Origin of the sequence: Streptomyces sp. S465, assembly GCF_026898115.1 — a bacterium.
In the GTDB taxonomy this organism is placed as follows: Bacteria; Actinomycetota; Actinomycetes; order Streptomycetales; family Streptomycetaceae; genus Streptomyces; species Streptomyces luomodiensis.
In genome coordinates this window covers 1,799,377-1,822,179 of sequence record NZ_CP114036.1, presented here as the reverse complement: position 1 = coordinate 1,822,179, position 22,803 = coordinate 1,799,377, and the positions used below count along the sequence as shown (strand labels likewise).

Here is a 22,803-nt window from a genome sequence, read left to right as displayed (position 1 = left end):
GTGACGGCCGCCGGACCCCTGGAAGGGCGTACGGTCAGCCGGTGGCCTTCTCGATCCGCTTGACCGTGGTGGCCCACGCCTTGTCCGGACTCTGGTTCTGCGACTCGATCAGGGTCAGCCCCTGGGAGAAGATGTCCTTGATCGTGCCGTCCTTCCGGCCCAGCACCTGCTTGTCGGGGATCTCCTGGGCAGCGGTGCCGAAGATCTTCCCGATCGGTGCGTCACTGAAGTACTCGGACTTCGCGTCCGCCACGGCGGGGGACGTCAACGCCTTCTCGGAGGAGGGGAAGTTACCGAGCTTCTTGAACAGGTATGCCTGCTGCTCCGGCGCGGTGAGCCAGGCCACGAGCTTCTTGGCCTCCTCCTTGACCGGGCTCTTCTCCATGACGCCGAGGAAGGAGCCGCCCCAGTTGGCGCCCTTGGGCGCCTTGGCGACATCCCATTTGCCCTTGTTGGCGGCTCCGGACTTCTCGCTGATGTGGGCGAGCATCCAGGCGGGGCAGACGGTGGCGGCGAAGGTTCCGTTGGCCAGTCCGGGGTCCCAACCGGGCTGGAACTGCCGCAGTTTCGCGGTCAGGCCCGAGGTGGCGGCCTCCGAGGCCGTGGTCCAGGCTTCCTTGACCACGGGGTTGTCCTGGTAGATCAGATCGCCCTGCTCGTCGTAGTACTGCTTCGAGGCGCCGTAGACCATCGCGTTGAACAGCCCGCTGGCACTGTCGATGTAGGCGACCTCGTCGTCCTTGGAGTGGGCCGCGAACTCCTTGCCCACGTCGACGAACTCGGACCAGCCGCCTTCCCAGAGCTTGCCCACCTCCTCGCGGTCGGTGGGCAGGCCAGCCTGCTCGAAGAGATCCTTGCGGTAGCAGACGGCCATCGGGCCGATATCCGTACCGAGACCGATGACCTTGCCCTTGGGGGTGGTGACCTGGTTGAGCTTCCACGGCAGGAAGTGATCCGTGCCCGGCACGTCCGACATGTCGACGAACTGGTCCGCCTGGGTGTCGACGAGTTCCTTGGCCCGGCCGATCTCTATGCCCTGGATGTCCTTGAGCCCGCTGCCCGCCGCGAGGTGTGTCTGGAGGGCGGTGTAGTACGTCTGCTCATCGCCGGCCACCTCCGCCTTGACGGTGACGTCGGGGTTCTCCTTCATGTACCGGTCGAGGAGATCGGTCTCCTTGAAGCCCATGACCCCGTACAGGCCCATGGTGATGGTGACCTTGCCGTCCTTGGACCGTCCGCCTCCCGTGCCCGAGTCACCGCCGCCACCGCAGCCGGCGACCAGTCCGAGGGCGAGTGCGGCCGAGACGACAGCCGCACTTCTTGTACGTAAAAACTTGCGGGACCCACCCATTTCTTCCTCCTGACCGACGGCACCGGCGCACCGGAGCACGGACCACTGGGACGGTTCATGGCGACATCCGCGATTGGGAACGATCCCAATCGAGATGGGTACGTTCCCAGTAAGTCCAGGGAAGAGTGGCGGCGGGAGGGCAGCTGTGTCAAGGACTTGAATCCAGTTCGTTGCGGCCAGATGTCATGTCTTCACTTCCCGGCCGTCGGCCGGTGTGACGCTCTGGCACAATGCGCTGGTGAGCGCCAGGGGAGCGGCGCCCGGAAGGAGGGGTCATGGACGCCGGCCAGCGGCCGACCATCAAGACCGTGGCCGCGCGGGCCGGGGTCGGACGCACCACGGTCTCTCGGGTGATCAATGGATCACCGCTGGTCAGCGACAAGGCCCGAGCGGCGGTGGAAGCCGCGATCGCCGAACTCAACTACGTCCCGAACTCCGTGGCGCGCGGCCTGGTCACCAGCAGGACCAACTCCATCGCGCTGGTCATCCCCGAAGCGCAGAGCAAGCTGGACTCCGAGCCCTACTTCTCCGCCGTCATCCGTGGCGTGAGCACCGGTCTCGCCGACACCAGGACGCAGCTCCAGCTCGTCCTGGTGCGCGACAAGGGGGAACTGGACCAGCTCACCGAGTCGGTCGCCGAGCGGCGGGTCGACGGCGTACTCCTGGTCTCCGTGCACCAGGACGATCCGATCCCCGGACTGCTGGAGGAATTCGGCCTTCCCACGGTGCTGGCCGGGCGGCGGTCTCCCGCCGAACCGCTGAGCCATGTGCGTTCGGACAATCTGGGCGGTGCCGAGGAAGCCGTGCGGCATCTGCTGGCGCGCGGCCGGAGGAAGGTGGCGACGATCACCGGGCCGCTGGACATGGAGGTCGGCCGCAGCAGGCTGGAGGGCTGGCGGAACGCGCTGCGGGAGGCGCGCCGGGAGCCCGAGGAGGCGCTGGTGGCCAGAGCGGATTTCACCGAGGAGAGCGGCCGGCGGGCCATGCGCGAGCTGCTGCGACGCGTTCCCGACCTCGACGCCGTGTTCGTCGCCTCCGATGTGATGGCCGCGGGCGCCCTGGTCGAGCTGCGCGGACAGGGGCGGCGGGTCCCGGAGGACGTGGCGGTGGTCGGCTTCGACGACTCGATCATCGCCCGGCACACCACCCCGTCCCTGACGAGCGTGCGCCAGCCGGTGGAGGAGATCGGCAGGACGATCGCCCGGATCCTGATCCAGGAGATCTCCGACCCCGATACGCCGCGCCGGCACGTGGTCCTGCCCACCACGCTGGTCGTCCGCGACTCCTCCTGATCCATGCGTCGAATGAACGTGGGCGGGCACCCGCCGCCCGTGAGGGAAAGACTTAGATGTAACATACAAATATGCACGCAGGTACGATGTGGTGGTCGTCCGTCGCCCACACCCTGGCGGCGGCGACGCGAGTCGAACGCAGGTGGTGTGAACCCCGGGCCCTGGCGCGGGCCACCGTCGCCCTGGTCGCGGGCTCGGTCATCGGCTGGGCCATCGACGACCGCATGGCGTGGGCCATGATGATGGTGGGCACCTTCATCTGCGGCATCTGCACGATCCTCCCCGCCACCCGCAACCGCTTCTCCATCAGTCTGATCAGCGGTGCCGCCTTCACCGCCGCGGTGTTCGCGGGTGTGTACCTGCACGAGCTGGGCTGGTGGGTCCTCCCCGTCCTGTTCGTCGGCGCGTACGTCGCCGGCCTGTGGCGCGCGTTCGGCGTGGTCCCCGGAATCCGCGCCTGCCTGGTGGTGATCGGCGCGATGATCACCGCCGACCTCTCGCCCGGCATCGACCAGGGCCTGATCATGGCCCGCTGGATCGCGGTCGGCGCCGGCATGGTCGTCGTCGCCCAGTTCCTCCCGCCGTACGGTCCGCGCCACCACAACCAGCGCCGCACCCTCGCGGCGCTCTACGGCGCCCTCGCCGGGTACGCCGCCGCGGGCTCGGCGGGCCGGCTGCCGTCGACGCCGTTCACCCTCGCCCGCACCGCGCTCGGCGTGCTGCCGGCCTTCGCCCGGCGCCCCGCGGGCCCGCTCTTCGCCCTGTACGGCGCCGCCGAGGAGGTCCGCCGGGCCCTGAAGATGACCGCGCACGCCACGGACGTGCCGCGCACGGCCGTGGCCGCGACGCTGAACGCCGTCGCGGCGGCCGTCCGCAGCGGTCGCGCCACCGACCTGGACACCGCCTTCGGCTCCCCCGCGCGGGAGCTGGAACACTGGCGGGGAGCGGAAGCGGACCTGGTGCTTCCGCGGCTTGCCGAGGCCCTCGACATCGCCCGCTACACGCTGCGCCGCTCCGATCGGCCCGGTGAGTTCGAGATGGGCGAACACCACCTCGTCGGCTTCCCCGCCGGCGCGGCCCGCTTCGGCCGGCAGCGGCTGGCCGCGGAGTTGCGCCCCGGCGCCCCGCTGTTCATGAACTCCATCCGGCTGGCCGTGGGCGCCGCCGCCGGCGAGGCGATCGGCCGCTGGATCGGCGACTTCGGCGGACACGGCCTGCCCTCCCACGGCTTCTGGGCCGCGCTCACCACGATCCTGGTCCTCTTCCCCGACTACGGGCACACCCTCACCCGCGGCTGGGGCCGGTCCGCCGGTTCCGTCATCGGTGGCGTCGCGGCCTGGGTGCTGCTGCTGCCGGACGTCTGGAATCACGACGCGATGGTCGTCGCCGCCACCGTGCTCGCCCTGCTGGCCTTCTACGTCCTGCTCATGGGCCAGTGGGTGCTGAACATCTTCATCACCGCCTGGATCGTCTTCCTCATCGGCGGCATCGGCCTGTACCCGGCCGCGGAGGCCGCCTGGGGCCGGGCCGCCGACACGGTGGTGGGCGCGCTGGTGGGCATGGTGATCTTCCTGGTCCTGCCGACGTACCACCACAACCGGCTGCCCGAGCTGCTCGCCCGCTGGGTCGAGGCACAGCGCGACCTGTTCGGCGCCCTGCTGGAGGGGTACGCCCGGGTCGGTGCCGTGGACCCCGCCGGGCTCGGCACCCTGCGCGACCGCGCCCGGCAGACCCGCGAACGGCTCGAGGCCGCCATCGGCAGCCTCGCCCACGAGCCGCGCAGCCACCGCGCCCGCTGGAGCGCCACCGAGCTGGCGGCCATCCAGTCCGCCGTCTTCGACGTGGGCCGCGCCGCCGCCCTCGTGTACGGCAACCTGCCACGCACCCGGTCGGACGCCGTGCCGGAGACGGCGCTGTTCGCGGCCGAGGCCCGGGACCATCTCGACCGGCTCGCCGAGGATCTCGCCCTCGACGCCCCGCTGCGCACCGGCGACCTGCGCGAGGCCTTCGACCGCGTCGCGAGCGACGGCCGCCTCGCCCAGCTCACCGACCCGACGGCCCCCGACGGCATCTCGCACGCCCGCAGCCGTGCGCTGACCGCGTGCCTCCAGACGGTGACCTCGGTGGAGCGCCTGGAGCGGGTGGCGATGGGCCGCGCGGCCTGACGCGCCCGGGACGCCTGGCCACCAGACGTCTGGACGGGCCTACGGGACGCCTGACCGGCCACCGGGACGCCTGGACCGGCTTCCGAGAGGCCTGACCGGCCTCCGGGACGCCTGGACTGGCCTGCGAGACGCCTGACCGGCCACCGAGCATGGCCCGGACCCAGGCGGGCCACAGACGAATCACAGGGTGTCGCGGCAGAGTCGGGGCATGTCTGCTGCCTGCGGGACCCGCGAAGGTGCGGTCCGAGTACTGATCGTGGACGATGAGCCCGAACTGGCCGAGCTGCTGTCGTGGGCGGCCGTCGAGGCGGGCTGGCAGCCGTTCCTCGCGCGGGATGGGCACAGCGCGCTGGCGCTCGCGCGCGGCTGCGCCCCCCACGCCGTCGTCCTGGACTGGATGCTGCCCGACCTCGACGGCCTGCGGGTGCTGCGAACGCTGCGGTACGAGAACGCGAAGCTGCCCGTGCTGATGCTCACCGCCCGCGACGCGCTGGAGCACCGCCTCGACGGGCTGTCGGCGGGCGCGGACGACTACGTGACCAAGCCGTTCTCCGTGGAGGAGGTCATGCTGCGGCTGCGGGGACTGCTGCGCCGCACCGGAGCCGAGACGGCCGAGGGCGAGTCCGTGCGGGTGCTCGGCGATCTGGTGCTGGCCGAGAAGACCCGGCAGGTGCGGCGCGGCGGGGAGTCCATCGCGCTCACCGCCAAGGAGTTCGACCTGCTGTGTTTCCTGATGAGCCACCCGCGTCAGGTGCTCAGTAAGGCGCAGATCCTCAACCACGTGTGGAGCAGCTCGTTCGAGAGCGAGGGCAACCTGGTCGAGGTCTACGTCTACAGCCTGCGTGGCAAGATCGACAAGGGGCGCGCTCCGATGATCCACACGGTGCGTGGTGCCGGATACGTCATCAGGGCCGCGAGCCAGGGGAGATGAGGGTCCGGAGTCCGGGCCTGGGCGCGCGGACGCTCCGGGCCAGGCTGGTGTTGTTCACCACCGTGACCTTGGCGGTGGTGTGCGTGGCGATGGCGCTCGCCACCGTGTTCGTCCAACGCTCCCATCTGTACGCCGAGTTGGACCAGCGGGTGCGGGACGCGGCCGAGCGCAGTCAGGGCGGTCTGCAACGGCGCGCGGGAGATCCGACGGACCTCGGTTTCCTCAACGAGCGCGGCCAGCCCATCGGCACCGTCGCCGCCCGGCTCGTCGACGGCGAGGTCACCGCCGCCGAGGTGGTGACCTCGAACGGCCGCCATCAGCCCCTCACCGCCGCCCAGCGCGCGGCTCTGCACGGGATCACCTCGGACGGTACGCTCCACACCCGTACCATCCCCGGCCTCGGCACCTACCGGATCACCGCCGCCCGCGGCGATGGTCCTCCGGTGCTGGCCGGGCTCCCCACGGACGCCGTCCAGGACACGCTGAGCGACGTGGTCGCGACCGAGGCCGTGATCGCCTCTGTCGGGCTCGCCGCCGCGGGTGCCGCCTGCGCGGTGGTCATACGCCGCCAGCTGCGGCCGCTCGGCCGGGTGGCCGACACCGCCGCCGAGGTCGCGCGGGCACCGCTGGACCGTGGCGAGGTCACGGGGCTCACCCGGGTCCCCGCCGGGGACACCGACATCCGTACCGAAGCCGGACAGGTGGGCGCCGCGCTCAACCACCTGATCGACCGGGTCGAGTCCTCGCTGGCCGAACGGCAGCGCAGCGAGGACCGCATGCGCCGCTTCCTCGCCGACGCCAGCCACGAACTGCGCACACCGCTGGCGTCCATCGCCGGATACGCCGAGCTCATGAACCAGGGCGGCACGAAGATCGAACCGGCTCGGGCGTGGCGCCGCGTGTCGGCGCAGTCCGCCCGCATGACCGGGCTCGTGGAGGATCTGCTGCTGCTCGCCCGCCTCGACGAGGGACGGCCGCTACGGGCCACGGAGGTCAACCTCGCGACACTGGTCGCCGAGGCGGTGTGGGACGCGAGGGCCGCCGGGACCGGCCACGACTGGCAACTCGCACTCCACCTCGACGAACCGGCCTCGGTGACCGGCGACCCGGACAGGCTCCACCAAGTGGTCGCCAACCTGCTGGCCAACGCCCGGGTACACACCCCGCCCGGCACCAGGGTCGCCGTCGCCGTGGAGGCGACGTGCGCACGCCGTGTGATCCGGGTACGGGACGACGGCCCCGGCATCCCGCCCGACCTCCTTCCCTCCGTCTTCGATCGTTTCACCCGCGCCGACACCTCCCGCTCCCGGTCGGCCGGCCAGGGCGGTGGCTCGGGCCTGGGCCTGGCCATCGCCGCGGCGATCACTCAGGCGCACGGCGGTGACATCGGCGTCCGAAGCGAGCCGGGACACACGGAGTTCACGGTGACGCTCCACCGCTCCGGCGACGGTGCTCGGTTGGAACGGAAGCGGGTGAACCCAAGCCGGTGAACGGAACGGTGAACCCAAGCCGGTGAACGGAGTCCTCTTCCGGTGGCCGGTCGCGAACCGTCCTCAGCTCAGCCTCAGTTACGTCCGTCAAGGTGTACCCCCGATGGCCGGTCCACCAGGGACGTGCCACCTCACGAAGGGAGCGGGCGACCATGTCCGAGCTCGACACCGGTGAGTCCGGGGAGAAACCGCGACACGTGGCCGAGGCCGCTCACCGCGCCGACGCGAGCCGCCGCAACTTCCTGCGCAAGGTCTTCTTCGCGTCCGGCGCCACGGCCGTCGCGACGATGGGCGGCGCCAGTGCCTGGACGGCGCTGGCCGACGACACCACCGGCACGGCCGACGCCACGGCGAGCCCCACCCCGAGCGAAGCCCCCACCGGGCCCCCGGGCGGCGGTACGGGAGGACCCGGCAACCAGTCGATCACCGAGGACTTCTTCGGCCTGACCACTGACGGCAAGCGGATCGACGACCTCTTCACCATCCACTCCACCGGCGTCGCCACCGCCCCCGTCCTCGCCGCCGCGCAAGCCTTCCTGGCCGGCCTGACCGACGACCAGAGGTCCGCGACCCAGTTCACCGTCCACTCCACGGAGTGGCGGCTGTGGAGCAATGTCGACGGGTACGAACGTCAAGGCGTTTCCCTCGCCGACCTGACCGACACGCAGAAGGACCTGGGCACGGCCCTGCTGGAGGCGGCGCTGAGCGCCGACGGCCTGGAGACGACGGAGAAGATCCGCCGTATCAACCAGGCCGCGGGCGAGGCCATCGACAGCACCGACCGGTTCAACGAGGACGCCTACTACTGGACCGTGCTGGGCACTCCCTCGGACACCGAGCCCTGGGGCTTCCAGTTCGACGGTCACCACTTGGTCATCAATTACTTCGTGCTCGGCGACCAGGTCGTGATGAGCCCCTGCTTCTGGGGCTCGGAGCCCACCTCGATGGAGATCGACGGCGAGACGGTGGCCGTGTGCCACGAGGAGGTCGTGGCCAGTCTCGCGTTCATCAACTCGCTGACCGAGGCGCAGCGGGCGGTCGCGATCGAGTCCTCGACCAAGTCGAACGAGTCGATGAGGGCGGGGGCCTTCTCCGACAACGCGGTCCAGGAGTACACGGGTCTGCGCGGCAACGGGCTCACCGGCGCGCAGCGGAAGAAGCTGCTCGGTATCGTCGAGGCCTTCGTGGGGCGGGCCAAGGCCGATGCCGCCAAGGTGAGGATGGCGGAGGTGCGGGGACACCTGGACGACACGTACGTCACCTGGGCCGGCGGAACCGGCGACGCCGACGCCTTCTACGTCCGCGTGCACAGTCCCGTCGTATGGGTCGAGGTGGACTGCCAGTCACCCGGCCCCCTGGCCGGCGCGTACGGCGCGAGCCAGGGCGGTGCCCCCACCCAGAAGCATGTGCACTCCGTCATCCGTACCCCCAACGGCAACGACTACGGCAAGGAACTCATCCGCCAGCACTATCTGACCTCGCCTCACCACCGCTGAAAACCCTCCGCGGGCCGCCCTCCGCACGCCCATGTGAGGGGGCGGCCCGCGTCGTTACCGGGAGCTGCCCAGGCCGGGGTACGGTGCGAGGCGGTCTACCGTCCGCACCGTCCTCGAACGAAGGAGAGCCGCCGCATGCGCACTGCTTCCCTGGGTGCCGTCCTCGGGCTGGCGTCGGTCGTCGCCCTGACGTCCCTGGTCCCAGTGAGCCCGACCTACGCGGCGGAGACCGTCGCAGGACGGGCGCACTGCCCCCGCCTGTCCACCTCGCTCGCGTGGTACGGGGACAACAGGGAGCAGCTTCAGCGAGTGATCGACGAGCACGGCACGTGCGGTAACCCGCACCTGCGCGACGGGGAACGGCCGGTCGCCGCCTTCGACTGGGACAACACCGTCACCAAGAACGACATCACCGACCTCGCCATCGCCTGGGCTCTCGAGCACGACAAGATCCTGCGACCGGCGCACTGGTCCGACACCAGTCCCTGGCTGACCGAGGAAGCCGACCGGACCCTGACCGAGGCATGTGGCACGGACGTGCCCGTCGGCGCGCCACTGCCGACGTCCACCAACACCGCCTGCACGGACGAGATCTTCTCCATCCGCAGCGAGGCCACCTTGATGAACGGCCACAAGGCCTTCGCGGGCACGTGGAACAGCCGCCGGACACTTCCCCAGTACGCCTGGGTGCCCCAGCTGTTCGCGGGCCACACCGAAGCCGAGGTCACCTCCTACGCGCGGAAGTCCCGGGCCGAGGCGCTGGCCGCGCCCATCGGCGCCACACAGCGGGTCGGCAGCCACACCCTGCACGCCTACGCTCGCTACAACCCGCAGATCAAGGATCTGATCCGGGTCCTGAAGAAGGCGGGCTTCGAGGTGTGGGTGGATTCCGCCGGCAGCACACCGGTCACCAACGCCTGGGCACCTGCCGTCGGCGTCGACCGCGAACACGTCCTCGCCATCCGCAACCTGCTGGACCGTCAGGGGCGGATCACCTACACCCAGGAGGGGTGCGGTGGCGAACCCGACAGCAAGGGCGCGGTCATGCCGTACATCGAGGGCAAGCGCTGCTGGCTCAACGAGAAGGCCTTCGATGTCACGGGGCCTGCCGCCTGGAAGCGGCAGGCCCCTGAGAAGCGCCTGGTGATCGGGGCGGGCGACGCCGACACCGATGTGACGATGGTCGGCGACGCCACCGGCGCGGGCCTGGTCCTCAACCGGAACAAGAACGAGATCATGTGCCGGGCCTACGACAACGCGAACGGCACCTGGCTGATCAACCCCATGTTCATCGAGCCGCTGCCACGCAAGGAAGCCGTCTACCCCTGCTCCACCACCGGCTACACGAACCCCGACGGCACGCCGGGTCCGGTGCGGCGGCAGGACGGCAGTGTCATCCCGGACCAGACGGACACGGTCCACGCAGGCTGAGCCCACGGGGGAGCGGACCGGAGGCGCTGACCACCGTGCGCGTGGATGTCAGTCCTCGGGGCGCAGCAGACCGCGCCGGTAGGCGGGGACGAGGCGGCGTGGTACGCGGTGTTCGCGGCCGTCGATGGTGATCGTCACCAGCTCCGGTGCGCTCGCCCGCCACTGTGCGCGGCGGTGGCGGGTGTTGCTCCGGGACATCTTCCGCTTGGGGACGGCCATGGCGCATGGGCCCTTTCACGTGTGGTCGGTGGTGTCTCGCACACGTATATGAAAATGGGTACCGTTTCCATGTGGGTGTGGCGCCGGGCCATGGTCGGCACCCACCAGGCCGGTAAGCGCGCCAGCGACGTGTTAGCCGGGTGTTAGGGGTTCGCCAGCGGCGGCGGACAGAGTTGTTTCCAGGACGCGGAACGCAGGACGGAAAGCGCGCCGTGTCCCGGACACACTTCGACCACCCCTGGGGGGATTCCATGTCGCGCAAGACCGCTCTCCGCCGTACCCGTACCCGTACCGTCGCCGCCGCATCGCTGATCGCCGCTGCCGCCGCGCTCTCGCTCACCGCCTGCGGGAGTGGCGACTCCGGGAACGACGCCAAGGGGAGCTCGTCCGCGGTCGCCTCGACCAGCAACTCGGGCGGTTCCGGGGGTACCTCCGGCAGCTCCGGTGCCGAGGTCGGTACCAAGGTGGGCATCGCGGCCGACACCGCCTTGTCGGCGAGCCGCTGCACCACCGACCAGCTGGACGCCTCGTGGGCGTCCGAGGTCGGCCCGGACATGAACAACGACGGGCAGCAGACCGTCCTGGTGATGCTGAAGAACACCGGCTCGGCCGACTGCTCCATGGTCGGCTTCCCGGGCGTCCAGCTCCAGACCGAGCACGGCGAGACCTGGGACCTGCGGCGGGACAACGAGAAGCCCAAGCCCGTGACGGTCGGCCCCGGCGAGCAGGTCGCCTTCGACATCACATTCCTGGCGTCGACCCGCGACGACGACCGGAAGTTCGCGCCGAACCAGGTGGTCATCACCCCGCCGAACGAGCGCCGGAACCTCGTGCTGGACTGGCCCTACGGCGGCGCGCTGCTGGACCAGTCGGCCGCCACCCACCCGGGCACCTTCATCGGCCCGGTCAACGCCGGACACTGACGTCCGAGGACACGGAAGAGATTCCCGCCCCCGCACGGGGTGCGGGAATCCCTTCGCCGTCAGGTGCTCGGCCCCACGGGGTGTGCGCGGCAGGACGGGGCGGGGCGGGGCCGGATATCGGCGTCGGCGGCGTCGGACGGGACGCGACGGGTACTGGGAGCGGACCGAAGGGGGGAGCTCCCGGAGGGCAGAAACGTGCTGTCAGACAAGTCGCGCCCGGTCGTCACCGCAACGCTGCCGGTAGTGGCCGACCGTATCGGCGAGATCGCCCAGCGGTTCTACCGGCACCTCTTCGCCGAGCACCCTGAGCTCCTGGACGGTGTCTTCAACCGCGGCAACCAGGCGCACGGCCGGCAGCAGCAGGCGCTGGCCGGTTCGGTGGCCGCGTTCGCCACCACCCTGGTGGAGACGCCGGAGCGGGTGCCGGAGCAGTTGCTGCGGCGGATCGCGCACAAACACGCCTCGCTCGGTATCCGTCCGGACCAGTACCAGGTCGTCCATGACCACCTGATGTGGGCGATCGGCGACGTGCTCGGGGACGCCGTCACACCGGAGACCGCCGCGGCCTGGGACGAGGTCTACTGGCTCATGGCCAACGCCCTGATCAACCAGGAACGCGGCCTCTACAGCGCCCGTGGCGTCCGCCCGGAGACGGTGTGGCGGGACTGGCGGGTGGAGCGGAAGATCAAGGAGACCGACGAGGTGGTCACCTTCGTGGTCAAGCGGATCGACGACCGCCTGGTGAAGGCCTCACTGCCGGGCCAGTACGTCACCGTCCGGATGCGGATGCCCGACGGCACCCTCCAGCCCCGCCAGTACAGCCTGACCCGTGCCGACGACGGCGAGCACCGCCAGTTCTCGGTGAAACGGGTGCGCGGCGAGGGCGGCGACCCCGACGGCGAGATGTCGGCGCTGCTGCACGACCACATCGAGGTGGGCGATGTCCTGACCCTGTCGCTTCCCTACGGCGACGTGGTGCTCGACGACGCGGGGCGGCCGGTGGTGTTCGCCAGCGCGGGCATCGGCGTGTCCCCCATGGCGGGGATGCTGTCGCACCTGGTCGCCGCCGAGTCCGGGCTGTTGATCACCGTGCTCCACGCCGACACCGACGAGGCGTCCTTCCCGCTGCGGCGGCAGGTGGTCAATGACGTCCTGGCGCTGCGCAACGCACGGATGTTCCTGTGGTACGAGAAGGGCGCGTCCAGCCTCGAACCGGTGGACGCAGTCTTCGAGGGTCTGATGGACCCGACCGCCGTCGACATCCCCGGCGACGCCCTCTACTACCTGTGCGGCCCGCTGCCCTTCATGCAGGCCGTCCGCAGCCGGCTGATCGACTCAGGAGTCGCCCCGCACGACATCCAGTACGAGGTCTTCGGCCCCGATCTGTGGCAAGCGGACCTGGCCTGAACCCGGTTTTCCACCACCGGGCTCCTCACGGCTCGCTCCGGGCCCGGTCAGTCCTCGGCGGGCACTTCTTGCCGTGGGCCGGAGCCCAGGACTTTGGCGGTGAAGTCCGCCAGTTGCGCCCGCATCCTCTCCCGTGGCGCGCGCTCCCGCCCGGCCAGGTGCTCGACGAGATCCGCTCGGGTGGCGGCGAGCAGGGCGTGGGCGGTGAAATCGCCGTCGGTCAGGCCGGGGATCTGCTCCAGTACGGCGCGGAGCAGGCCGTGCCACCGCTCGTAGTGCTCCGCCTGGTACGGGCTGCCGCTCCCGCTTTCCTCCAGGGCCAGGGCGAGGCGGCGGTTGTCGAGTTTGAAGCACAGGACGGCGTCCAGCAGGGCGGGCACGCGCTGCCGTGGCGGGGTGGCGGGCCCCAGGGGCGGTGGGCCGGTTTCGACGGCCTCCCTGAGCGGTGCGAGCCGGGCCTCGTACAGCGCGCGCAGCAGCCCGGCGCGATCGCCGAAGGCCCGGAAGAGCGTGCCCTTGCCGACGCCCGCCGCTGCCGCGACCTCGGCCATGGTGACGTCCTCGGGACTCTCGCGGCGGGTGAAGAGGGCGTCGGCGGCCGCGAGCACGGCCTCCCGGTTGCGGACGGCGTCCTTGCGGGACTGGCGCTCGGGCATGCTGCTCCTCCATTTGCGAACCGGACCGCGGGTCCGTATCGTCAAAGCGGACCCCGGGTCCGGATTCTATGAGATGAGAGGAATGGAGGACACCCATGTCCGCACCGACGTCCCCGGCGGATCTCTTCCGCCACAGCCTGCGGCTGCTGCTGGACAAGGACATCGACGGCTGGGTCGGCCTGTGGGCCGAGGACGGCGTCATGGAGTTCCCCTTCGCCCCCGACGGCTGGCCCGAGCGGTTGGCGGGCAAGGAGGCCATCGCCGCCTATATGCGCCACTACCCCGACCACATCGATCTGCGTGAGTTTCCCGCCCTGCGGATCCACCAGACCACCGATCCGCAGACCATCGTGGTCGAGATGCGCGGCGTCGGCCGCCTGGTGCGGACCGACAGCCCCTTCGACATGACCTACATCGCCGTCGTCACCGTGCGAGACGGGCGCGTCACCTCCTACCGCGACTACTGGAACCCCCTCGCCGTCCTCGAACCCGGCGCCGACTTCACCAGGAGCAGCCGATGACCACCGACGGCACCGCGTCCACCACCGGCACCCCAGCCGCCACCGGCACCACCTTGGTCATCGGGGCCACCGGTACCACCGGCAGCCGCACCGCCGCGCGGCTGACGGCCGCCGGCCACCGCGTCAGGGCCGCCGGCCGGCGTGCCACCCCGGTCGCGGGCGCCGAGCCGGTGGCCTTCGACTGGTACGACCCCGCCACCCACGCCGCCGCGCTCGACGGAGTCGATCGCGTCTACCTCGTACCGCCCCTGGGCGACTCCGAGCCGGCGCGGGTCATGCTGCCGTTCCTCCAGCGGGCCCGCGCCGCCGGAACACACCGCGCGGTGCTCCTGAGCTCCTCGGCCATCCCCGAGGGCGGCCCGGCGGTCGGAGTGGTGCACCAGGCCCTGCCCGGTCTGTTCGAGCAGTGGGCCGTGCTGCGGCCCTCGTGGTTCATGCAGAACTTCACCGGCACGCACGCGCACGCTCAGAGCATCCGTGAGGACGGCACCATCTGGACCGCCACCGGGAGCGGCCGGGTCGGCTTCGTCGACGCCGAGGACATCGCCGCCGTCGCCGTGGCCGCTCTGACCGCCGAACACGCCCCCAACACCGATCTCGTCCTCACCGGACCGGAGACGCTCGGCTACGACGACATCGCCACGATCCTCACCGAGGTCACCGGCCGGCCCGTGGTCCACCGCCGGCTGTCCTACGAGCAGCTGCGCGATCGCCTCGCGGCGCATACCCCGGTGCCGTTCGCGGCCATGCTGGCCGGCCTGGACCGCGCCATCGCCGAGGGGGCGGAGGACCGCGTCACCGACACCGTCCAGCGCCTCACCGGCCGGCCCGCGCGGTCCTTCCGCGCGCTCCTCGAAAGCGAACCGCGGTGAAACAGCCGCCGGCAGGACGATGAGCCGGACTCGGCCCGCGGTTCCGGGGAACTCCTGGACCCGCTACGAAGCGGTGACCGGCTCCTCCGCGGCCCGGCCGGGGGAGAGGTGCTCGGCCAGCGCGCGGAGTCCCGTCGCGAAGATGACATCGCGGAAGGACTCCGCCAGCCCGTCCGCGTCCGAGGGCGCGCAGTCGAAGACCGCGGACCAGCCGACGAACGCCTCACCGGTGGCGGTGAGCGGCAGAACCCGCATGGTGGCCCGGTAGCCCCGCACCGGGTACGGGGAGCTGACGATGTCGTACGTCAGGGACCTTTCGCCGTCATCGAGCGCGACGAGGGTTTCCACCACGGTTCCGCCGTCGGCCATCAGCAGGGTGCGGACACCGCCGATACGGTCCGGCGCGTCGTCCGGGCGCAGGACACCGCGCGCGACGGCCGGTTGCCAGGTGGCCAGGCCGCCGAAGTCGCGGAGGGTGCGCCACACGGTGTCGGCGTCGGCAGGGATGACGGCACTGGCGAACGTCTGGGGCATCGGGCTTCTTTCCCGTCGGAGGACTCGGAGGACTCTGAGCACTCGGAGGACTCGGAGGACTCGGAGCGCTCGGAGGAGGACTCGGAGGACAAGGGGGGGCTCGTCACCGCGGTCGGGTGAGCCGCGTCGACACCGCCGACGTTACGGAGCCTGCCCGGGGCAGTGGGAGGGTGCGTCACACCTACTCGGGAGCCCCGGTGGCCTGATTAGCCTGGCGGACATGGAAAGCGAGAACGAGCTCGGTGAGTATCTGCGGGCACGCCGTGCGATGACCCCGCCGGGCGCCGTCGGCTTCCCCGACGACGCCTCCCGCCGGGTGCCCGGTCTGCGGCGGGACGAGGTGGCGCTGCTCGCCGGTGTCAGCACGGACTACTACATCCGGCTCGAGCAGGGCCGTGAGCGGCACCCCTCCGAGCAGGTGCTCCAGGCGATCGCTCGGGCGCTCCGGCTCGACGACGCCGCGGCCGCTCACCTCTTCCGGCTCGGCCTGCCCGTCCTCGGGCCGTCCGTGCCCCCGACGACGACCGTCGGCCCGGAGCTGCTGCGGCTGATGAACGGCATGCACGACGTGCCCGCCTTCGTCGTCGGCTCGGCCCAGGACGTCCTCGCCGCCAACGCGATGGCGCGGGAGCTGTACCGCGGCTTCGCCCGCTACGACAACCTGCTTCGGATGATCTTCCTTGATCCCTTCGCCCGGGAGTTCTACGGAGACTGGGACAAGGCGGCGCGCATCGCGGTGAGCAACCTGCGCGCGTCGTCGTCGCAGTTCCCGGGTGATGAGCGGATCGAACGCGTCGTCGGCGAGCTGAGTGTGCGCAGTCCCGCGTTCGCGGCCCTGTGGGCCCGCTACGAGGTCCGCCCGCGCACCCACGAGGACAAGCACTTCCACCACCCGCGGGTGGGCGAACTCCATCTGCACTTCGAGGCGCTGGCCGTCACCAGCGCCCCGGGACAGCACCTGTCCGTCTACAGCGCCGCACCCGGCAGCGCCGGCGCCGACGGCCTGGCCCTGCTGCGCCGGCTGGCCGAGCAGAACGCCGCTTCGGCCGAAGCCGCGGAGGACACCGGCGCGGACGACACCATGAAAGCCACGAAAGCCATGAAAGCCATGACAGAGGAAGGAAACCTCCGTCCGTGACCGCATCCCTTGCCCACGCCGCCGGCCGTTTCGAGATCGCCGGCAAGAAGGTCGCCCGTCTGGGCTTCGGCGCCATGCGGCTCACCGGACTCGGAGTGTGGGGCGAACCCGACGATCGCGCGGAGTGCGTCCGCGTGGTCCGCCGCGCCGTCGACCTCGGCGTCCAGCTGATCGACACCGCCGACTCCTACGGGCCGTACGTCAGCGAGGAGATCATCCGGGAGGCCATCCACCCCTATCCGGACGATGTGCTCATCGCGACCAAGGCCGGTCTCACCCGCAACGGCCCCGATGTGATCAGAACCGATGGGGGACTGGTGCGACTGGGCCCCAAGGCGTGGCCGCCCGTCGGACGTCCGGAGTACCTGCGCCAGGAGGCCGAGATGAGCCTGCGCCGCCTCGGCCTGGACCACATCGACCTGTTCCAGTTGCACCGCGTCGATCCGAAGGTCCCGCTGGAGGACCAGGTCGGCGAGTTGAAGAAGCTCCAGGACGAAGGCAAGATCGTCGCGATCGGCCTGTCCCAGGTGACCGTCGACCAGATCGAGCGGGCACGGCGCATCGCCGACATCGCCACCGTCCAGAACCGCTACAACCTCACCGACCGCGGGTCCGCCGACGTTCTCGACCACTGCGTCCGCCACGGCATCGGCTTCATCCCCTGGGCCCCCGTGGGCGCCGGCGACCTCGCCCGGCCCGGCGGGCCACTGGACCGCATCGCCTCCGCGCACGGCGCCACCCCCTCCCAGGTCGCGCTCGCGTGGCTGCTGGCCCGCTCCGAGGTCATGCTGCCCATTCCCGGCACGTCCAAGGTGGCCCACCTGGAGGACAACGTGGCCGCGGCGACGGTGCGGCTGAGCGACGAAGAGCTCGACGAACTCACCCGTGCCGCATGACCGCCGCCCCGCGGGGCGGGCTCCCTCCCGTCCCCCTGTCCCTCGCTCGTTCCGAAGAGAAAGACCCGAGTGATGCTGCTGCCATGTGACGAGGCAGGCCACGGGCGGCCGGTTGTGCTCCTCCACGCCCGGCCCACGGACCGCACCATGTGGCGGGCACACCTGCCGCTGCTCGCCGAGGCCGGCGTCCGGGCCATCGCCCTGGACCTGCCCGGCCACGGTGCGGCGTCCGTAGGCGACGGTCGCGTGGTGGCACCGTGGGCGGACGTGCTCGCCACGCTCGACCACCTCGGAGTCGACCGCTTCGTGCTGGCCGGGAACTCGCTCGGTGCGCTGGTGGCGCTCCAAGTGGCCGTGACCGCACCCGACCGGGTGGCCGGCATGGTCCTGGTGGGCTACCGCCCCCATGACCAGCCGCCCTCCCCCCACCTCCAGAGAGCCTGGGACAGCGAGAGCGCGGCTTGGGAAGCGGGTGACATCAAGGCCGCGGTGCGGGCCGGGGTCGACGCCTGGACGGCGGCGGACGCACCTGCCGGGGTACGGGCACACGCGGCCCGCATGCTGCGCGACCAGTTGCGGTCGCGGCTCGCCCATGGCGAACCGGCCCAGGCCACGGACCCGCTGGGCGAGGACCCGGCCGCGTTGCGCACACTCCTCATCCCCGCCCTGGTCGGCGTCGGCGAGCACGACATGCCCGACTTCTTCCAAGGCGGCGAACACCTGGCCGGTGAGCTCGGCGCGGAGGGTGTGGTGACCCTGCCCGGAGCGGGCCACCTCGCACCCCTGGAACAACCGGCGGCGTTCTGCGCACTGCTCCTGGACTTCGTGCACCGGGTGCCGGAGCACACCACGCCGCACTGAAACAACGACGGCCCGGAGCGGTGCACACCGCTCCGGGCCGTCGTCATGGGGCGGGCCGGGAGGTCAGGAGGCGATGAAGTCGGCTATCTGGCCCAGCACGATGGTGTCCGCCAGGTACCCGATGTGGGTCTGGCAGAGCACGTTGTTGTTGGTCGCGCCGTCCAGCCGGGTGCTGGTGTAGGGGATGATGATGCCGTCACACGCCGAGTACCAGGTGGCGTACTTGGTGTCGCCCGGCGTCTCGTCGCCCGAGGAGATCTGGGAGATGAACGAGGAGCCCGGGTACATCTGCTGACAGGTGGTGAAGACCAGGCAGGCACCGGCGTAGGTGGTGCCGTGGTTCGCGCCGGCGATCGAGGCGAGGTGGCTGACGCTGGTGTTGCCGCCCAGCACCTTCAGGTAGTACTGGCTGACCAGGCCGCCCATCGAGTGGTTGACGATCGCGACCTTGCTCGCGCCGGTCTTCGCCTTCACGTTGTTGACGTAACTGGCCAGGCCCTGGGCGTTGGTGATGTTGTTGCCGTAGGAGTCGTACTCGTAGGCGAAGAGGTTGGAGCTGGACCAGCCGTTGAGCCGGAAGACGCTCATGGCGGTGATCCAGTTGGACGCGTTGCCGGTGTACCCGTGGACGAAGACGACCGGCGTGCTGGTCGACAGCGGCCGGGCGGCCGCGTCGGCCGACCGGGCGGCGGAGGCGGACGTGGCGGCGGCGGTCGAGGTGTCGGCCGCGCCGGCCGTGGACGCCGAGGAGAACAGGGTGAACGCGGCCGTGGCGGCCGCGAGAACGCCGAGAAGCCGGCGTGGGGTACGACGACGCATGGAGCCCTCCTGACGAGGATGCGGGGAAGCGGGTGCCTGACCCGAACCAGCGTCGTGGGACGAGGCGCGGGCGCCATCGGCGAAATCGCCAGTGTGCGCGGTGCCGCGGGGCCCGTGACCACCGTGGTGCTCCGGCGTCGGCTCGCCGTCGCACACCGGCAATGTGGCCCGTACCATTGACACCCAATGGTCTAGTCCTGTTTTCTCGTGGGCGCCCAGCTTTCCCGATACCTTCGGACCTTCCCCCACCGCAGTTCGGCTCCGCCTTCCCCCCACACCAAGGAGCGGCTCCATGAACTTCCGTTTCCCCTTCACCGCAAGGGTCCTGACCGGCGTGTGCGCATCTGTCGCCGCGGCCGGGCTGCTCGCCACGGCCTCGACGACCACCGCCACCGCGGACACCGCCTCTTCCGCCACCGCGAAGGCGGCCATCCCCGAGCACGCGCTCGTCGGCTATCTGCACTCGAGCTTCGCCAACGGCTCCGGATACACCCGAATGGCCGATGTCCCCGACAGCTGGGACATCATCGACCTGGCCTTCGGCGAGCCCACCTCCACCACCTCCGGCGACATCCGCTTCAGCCTCTGTCCGCAGGACGAGTGCCCGAACGTCGAGTCGGAGGACGAGTTCAAGGCCGCCATCAAGGCCAAGCAGGACGCGGGCAAGAAGGTGCTGATATCCATCGGCGGGCAGAACGGCCAGGTGCAGCTCACCACCACCGAGGCCCGCGACAAGTTCGTGGAGTCGGTCGGGGCGATCATCGACCGGTACGGACTGGACGGCCTCGACATCGACTTCGAGGGCCACTCGCTGTCGCTGGACGACGGCGACACCGACTTCAAGAACCCGAAGACCCCGGCGATCGTCAACCTCATCTCGGCCGTGAAGTCGCTCAAGGAGAAGTACGGCGACGACTTCGTCCTTACCATGGCCCCGGAGACGTTCTTCGTGCAGCTGGGCTACCAGCACTACGGCTCGGGCGCATCCGGCGGCCAGGACCCGCGCTCCGGGGCGTACCTCCCGGTGATCCACGCGCTGCGCGACGACCTCACCCTGCTGCACGTCCAGGACTACAACTCCGGCCCGATCATGGGGCTGGACGACCAGTACCACACCATGGGCACCGCCGACTTCCACATCGCGATGACCGACATGCTGCTCACCGGCTTCCCCGTGGCCGGCGACACCGACAACGTCTTCCCGCCGCTGGACCCGTCCCAAGTGGCGATCGGCCTGCCCGCGAGCTCCAACGCGGGCAACGGCTACACCCAGCCCGGTGATGTGACCCAGGCCCTGAACTGCCTGACCAAGAAGACCGACTGCGGCGGCTACGAGCCGCACGGCAGCTGGCCCGCCCTGCGCGGACTGATGGCCTGGTCGGTCAACTGGGACGGCTTCAACGGCGGGGAGTTCGCCAAGAACTTCGACACCTACTACGGCAGCTGACCCCGCTCCGAGCGGGAGGTGAGCGCGGCGAGCAGCGCGTCCGTGCGCTCGTAGGCACCGCGGAAGCACGCCTCGATGGCGGCGCCCCGGACGTAGTCCCCGGTCAGCGCCAGGCCATCGAGCGCGGCCACCGCCGCGTCGATCTCCGCCAGGGTCCGGGAGTGGAACCGGGAGTACGCGCACAGGCCGTGTTCCCAGCGGGCGCACACCAGGCCGGTGCGCCGGGCCGAGCCGAGATCGAGGTGGGCGCCCAGCTCCTTCTCGGCGAGGCCGATCAGGTACTCCTCGTCGGCCGGCAGGTCACGTGCCGCACGGCCGCTGAAGGTGTACCGCACCAGATGCCGGTCCGAGACACCGTAGGCGCCGGCATTGCTCAGCGGACTGACCGGCGGGAAGGTCAGCGCCCTGACCCGTTCGTCGAAGACCGGCCGGTCGTAGGCGGCGATGACCACCGACACCGGGAAGTACCGCACCTCGCGCAGCCGTCTCGCCAGCCCGGCGTGGTGCGGGGCGACGAGGGCGGCGGCCGCCGGCGCGGGCAGGGCGACGACGACCGCGTCGGCGCTCTCCTCGCGCTCCTCGGCCCCCGCGCCCTCGCCGGTCGTGGTGAACAGCCCCGTGACCCGGCCCCCGGCCACCCGCAGACCGGTGACACGGGTGCCGCCGCGGGTCTCCACCGCGGCCGAGAAAGCGGTCAGCAGTGGGGTGAAGCCGCCGGGCAGCTGGTCGAAACCGTCCAGCAGCATCCCCAGGTTGGTGCCGAAGTTGCCCAGATACGCCTCGTCGGGTTCGGCCCCGTTCATCCGGATGAGGGCGGGGCGGATCAGCCGGTCCCGCAACCGCTTGCCGAAGTAGGCCGCGAGCGACGGGTCGCCGGTGCGGTCCGCCAGCCGCTGGAAGTCGGGCCCGGCAAGGAAGCGGTTGGCCCGCGCACGCCGGGTGTAGCGGGCCAGCCGCAGCAACCGCACCAGGTCGCGCGGGGGGACGCCGCGCAGCAGACCGTACAGGCTCGCCGCCTTGCTGGTGGTGTCCACGGTGCGCACCCGGCCGTCCTCCACCCGGGAGGAGTTGATGCCGAAATGCTCGAAGGCCGACTCCGGTATCCCCTGTGCTCGGGTGAACTCCCGGAAGAGCACGTGGGTGCGGCCGATGTTCTTGCCGCCGAGCGTCACCTCGCGGGAGCCGAGCGGTGCCGCGGCGGAGCGGCCGCCGAGCACCGGCTGTTCGTCGAAGAGGACCGGCCGGGCGCCGGCGCGGTGCAGGTTCCAGGCGGCGGCGATCCCCGACCAGCCGCCCCCCACCACGGCCACCCGGGCTCCGGAACGCTCAGCATCCATCGGGTTCGTCCCTCCTGTCACGGTCGGCCGGACCACCGTGGCCCGCGCGCCCCTGGGCAGCCGTTTTCAGCACCCACTGGGCGAGATGGGCGCACAGGGCCCGGTGGTAGCGGACCCAGCGGAAGTGGTCGATGTGCTTTCCGCCCGCCGCCTCGGTGGTGTAGTGCCAGCGGTCGACACCACACCGGCCCACCTTGGACAGCAGGTGTTCGCGGGCGCCGGCCGGGGCCAGTACGTCGTTGTCGACACCGATCTCCAGCAGCGGCAGGGCGAGTTCGCCCAGGGCCCGCTCGTAGTCGACCGCACTCCCCTTGAGCCGGTAGTCGCCGGTACGGCCCTGTCGGGCCCAGTCGCGCATGACACCGGCGGCCTCGGTGCCGCCGAAGCCGAACCGCTTGCCGGGCCAGTACCCGATCAGCGTGGCCAGCGCGGCGAACGACTGGCTGGCCAGGAGGTTGCGCAGCCCCCGGACCGCACCGAACCCCCGGTACCACACCGACCCGGCGGCGACCAGGACCAGCGCGTCCACGTCCTTCGGATGGGCCGCCGCGTACAGCAGCGCCAACTGGCCCCCGAGGCTGTGCCCGACCAGCACCAGCGGGGCGCCGGGAAACTCCGCGCGCACCGCCGTGAGCACCGCGGGCAGGTCCTCCTCGGCCATCTCCCGGTAGCCGAACCGGATGCCACGGGACACGGTGGGGGTGGACTCGCCGTGCCCCCGGTGGTCGACCGTCACCACGGTCAGCCCCTCGTCGTGCAGAGCGCGGACCACGGGCAGGTAGAAGCGTGCGGAGGCGCCCATCGCGGGCAGCACCACCGCGACCGGCGTGCCGGGGTCGGCGTGGCGCAGCACGCGGGCCACCAGGGTCACGCCGGGCGCGGGCGCCACCCGGGACAGGACCGGCAGCGGCGGCGGGGCGGGCCGCCGCCCGGCACCGGGGTCGGGGGTCGTGCCGTTCATCGGTTCACACCTCTCGGGCGCACGGGGGAGTGGCGGGCCAGGCGGGGCGGCCGGGG

20 protein-coding genes and 1 pseudogene are annotated in these 22,803 nt (G+C 71.1%); 14 read left to right on the top strand and 7 right to left on the bottom strand.

Going from position 1 to position 22,803, the window contains the following annotated elements; translation table 11 throughout:
* Positions 1–34: 34 nt before the first annotated feature.
* The gene (locus tag N6H00_RS07775; protein WP_268970847.1) at positions 35–1,351 is read right to left on the bottom strand and encodes an ABC transporter substrate-binding protein; all 1,317 of its coding nucleotides are present in this window, start codon (positions 1,349–1,351) and stop codon (positions 35–37) included.
* Positions 1,352–1,626: 275 nt separating this feature from the next.
* Here N6H00_RS07775 and N6H00_RS07770 point away from each other — a divergent pair, with 275 nt between their 5' ends.
* The 6 genes from N6H00_RS07770 (at position 1,627) to N6H00_RS07745 (ending at position 10,156) form a co-directional block, all read left to right on the top strand.
* Complete coding sequence (locus N6H00_RS07770) at positions 1,627–2,643, top strand: LacI family DNA-binding transcriptional regulator (RefSeq protein ID WP_268970846.1); 1,017 nt, start codon at positions 1,627–1,629, stop codon at positions 2,641–2,643.
* 71 nt (positions 2,644–2,714) lie between these two features.
* Positions 2,715–4,808: an FUSC family protein gene (locus tag N6H00_RS07765; protein ID WP_268970845.1), complete on the top strand. Its 2,094-nt coding sequence runs from the start codon at positions 2,715–2,717 to the stop codon at positions 4,806–4,808.
* Between the two features lie 208 nt (positions 4,809–5,016).
* The gene (locus N6H00_RS07760; RefSeq protein ID WP_268970844.1) at positions 5,017–5,739 is read left to right on the top strand and encodes a response regulator transcription factor; all 723 of its coding nucleotides are present in this window, start codon (positions 5,017–5,019) and stop codon (positions 5,737–5,739) included.
* The gene (locus N6H00_RS07755; RefSeq protein ID WP_268970843.1) at positions 5,736–7,229 is read left to right on the top strand and encodes a sensor histidine kinase; all 1,494 of its coding nucleotides are present in this window, start codon (positions 5,736–5,738) and stop codon (positions 7,227–7,229) included. The genes N6H00_RS07760 and N6H00_RS07755 overlap by 4 nt, the downstream gene beginning before the upstream one ends.
* 152 nt (positions 7,230–7,381) lie before the next feature.
* Entirely contained in the window at positions 7,382–8,725 is a 1,344-nt protein-coding gene (locus tag N6H00_RS07750) for a DUF3500 domain-containing protein (RefSeq protein WP_268970842.1), read from the top strand.
* A 135-nt stretch (positions 8,726–8,860) separates the two neighbouring features.
* A complete protein-coding gene (locus N6H00_RS07745) occupies positions 8,861–10,156 on the top strand; it encodes a haloacid dehalogenase-like hydrolase (RefSeq protein WP_268970841.1) in 1,296 nt (431 codons plus the stop codon).
* A 48-nt stretch (positions 10,157–10,204) separates the two neighbouring features.
* On the opposite strand, the gene rpmF is transcribed toward N6H00_RS07745, so the two are convergent.
* Entirely contained in the window at positions 10,205–10,375 is a 171-nt protein-coding gene (gene rpmF / locus N6H00_RS07740) for a 50S ribosomal protein L32 (RefSeq protein ID WP_268970840.1), read from the bottom strand.
* 251 nt (positions 10,376–10,626) lie between these two features.
* On the opposite strand from rpmF, the gene N6H00_RS07735 reads away from it, so the two are divergent.
* Entirely contained in the window at positions 10,627–11,298 is a 672-nt protein-coding gene (locus N6H00_RS07735; protein ID WP_268970839.1) for a DUF4232 domain-containing protein, read from the top strand.
* Positions 11,299–11,493: 195 nt separating this feature from the next.
* Positions 11,494–12,705 carry a globin domain-containing protein gene (locus N6H00_RS07730; protein ID WP_268970838.1) on the top strand — a complete coding sequence of 404 codons (1,212 nt, stop codon included), beginning with the start codon at positions 11,494–11,496 and terminating at the stop codon, positions 12,703–12,705.
* 47 nt (positions 12,706–12,752) lie between these two features.
* On the opposite strand, the gene N6H00_RS07725 is transcribed toward N6H00_RS07730, so the two are convergent.
* Positions 12,753–13,361, bottom strand: coding sequence for a TetR/AcrR family transcriptional regulator (locus N6H00_RS07725; RefSeq protein WP_268970837.1), 609 nt, complete (start codon positions 13,359–13,361; stop codon positions 12,753–12,755).
* Between the two features lie 95 nt (positions 13,362–13,456).
* Between N6H00_RS07725 and N6H00_RS07720 the strand changes: the two genes are divergently transcribed.
* Positions 13,457–13,882, top strand: a complete 426-nt coding sequence (locus N6H00_RS07720) for a nuclear transport factor 2 family protein (protein WP_268970836.1) — start codon at positions 13,457–13,459, stop codon at positions 13,880–13,882.
* Complete coding sequence (locus N6H00_RS07715; protein ID WP_268970835.1) at positions 13,879–14,754, top strand: NmrA family NAD(P)-binding protein; 876 nt, start codon at positions 13,879–13,881, stop codon at positions 14,752–14,754. The genes N6H00_RS07720 and N6H00_RS07715 overlap by 4 nt, the downstream gene beginning before the upstream one ends.
* A gap of 63 nt (positions 14,755–14,817) precedes the next feature.
* Here N6H00_RS07715 and N6H00_RS07710 read toward each other — a convergent pair whose 3' ends face one another.
* Positions 14,818–15,288: an SRPBCC family protein gene (locus N6H00_RS07710; protein ID WP_268970834.1), complete on the bottom strand. Its 471-nt coding sequence runs from the start codon at positions 15,286–15,288 to the stop codon at positions 14,818–14,820.
* Between the two features lie 220 nt (positions 15,289–15,508).
* Between N6H00_RS07710 and N6H00_RS07705 the strand changes: the two genes are divergently transcribed.
* From N6H00_RS07705 to N6H00_RS07695, 3 genes are all read left to right on the top strand, one after another.
* Positions 15,509–16,426 (top strand): helix-turn-helix domain-containing protein, encoded by a 918-nt coding sequence (locus N6H00_RS07705; protein ID WP_268970833.1) that lies wholly within the window; start codon positions 15,509–15,511, stop codon positions 16,424–16,426.
* Positions 16,423–17,322 carry an aldo/keto reductase gene (locus tag N6H00_RS07700; protein ID WP_268970832.1) on the top strand — a complete coding sequence of 300 codons (900 nt, stop codon included), beginning with the start codon at positions 16,423–16,425 and terminating at the stop codon, positions 17,320–17,322. Before N6H00_RS07705 ends, N6H00_RS07700 begins: the two co-directional genes overlap by 4 nt.
* 72 nt (positions 17,323–17,394) lie before the next feature.
* On the top strand, positions 17,395–18,183 hold the full coding sequence (locus N6H00_RS07695; RefSeq protein ID WP_268970831.1) for an alpha/beta fold hydrolase: 789 nt from the start codon (positions 17,395–17,397) through the stop codon (positions 18,181–18,183).
* A gap of 63 nt (positions 18,184–18,246) precedes the next feature.
* On the opposite strand, the gene N6H00_RS07690 is transcribed toward N6H00_RS07695, so the two are convergent.
* The gene (locus N6H00_RS07690; protein WP_268970830.1) at positions 18,247–19,002 is read right to left on the bottom strand and encodes an esterase/lipase family protein; all 756 of its coding nucleotides are present in this window, start codon (positions 19,000–19,002) and stop codon (positions 18,247–18,249) included.
* Between the two features lie 241 nt (positions 19,003–19,243).
* Here N6H00_RS07690 and N6H00_RS07685 point away from each other — a divergent pair.
* Positions 19,244–20,449, top strand: a pseudogene (locus N6H00_RS07685) (chitinase); the annotation flags it as partial.
* On the opposite strand, the gene N6H00_RS07680 reads toward N6H00_RS07685, so the two are convergent.
* Together N6H00_RS07680 and N6H00_RS07675 are read right to left on the bottom strand one after the other, a co-directional pair.
* Entirely contained in the window at positions 20,437–21,786 is a 1,350-nt protein-coding gene (locus N6H00_RS07680) for an FAD-dependent oxidoreductase (RefSeq protein ID WP_268970829.1), read from the bottom strand. The pseudogene N6H00_RS07685 and the gene N6H00_RS07680 sit on opposite strands and share 13 nt — an antisense overlap.
* Positions 21,776–22,747, bottom strand: a complete 972-nt coding sequence (locus N6H00_RS07675; RefSeq protein ID WP_268970828.1) for an alpha/beta hydrolase family protein — start codon at positions 22,745–22,747, stop codon at positions 21,776–21,778. Before N6H00_RS07675 ends, N6H00_RS07680 begins: the two co-directional genes overlap by 11 nt.
* Positions 22,748–22,803: the final 56 nt, after the last annotated feature.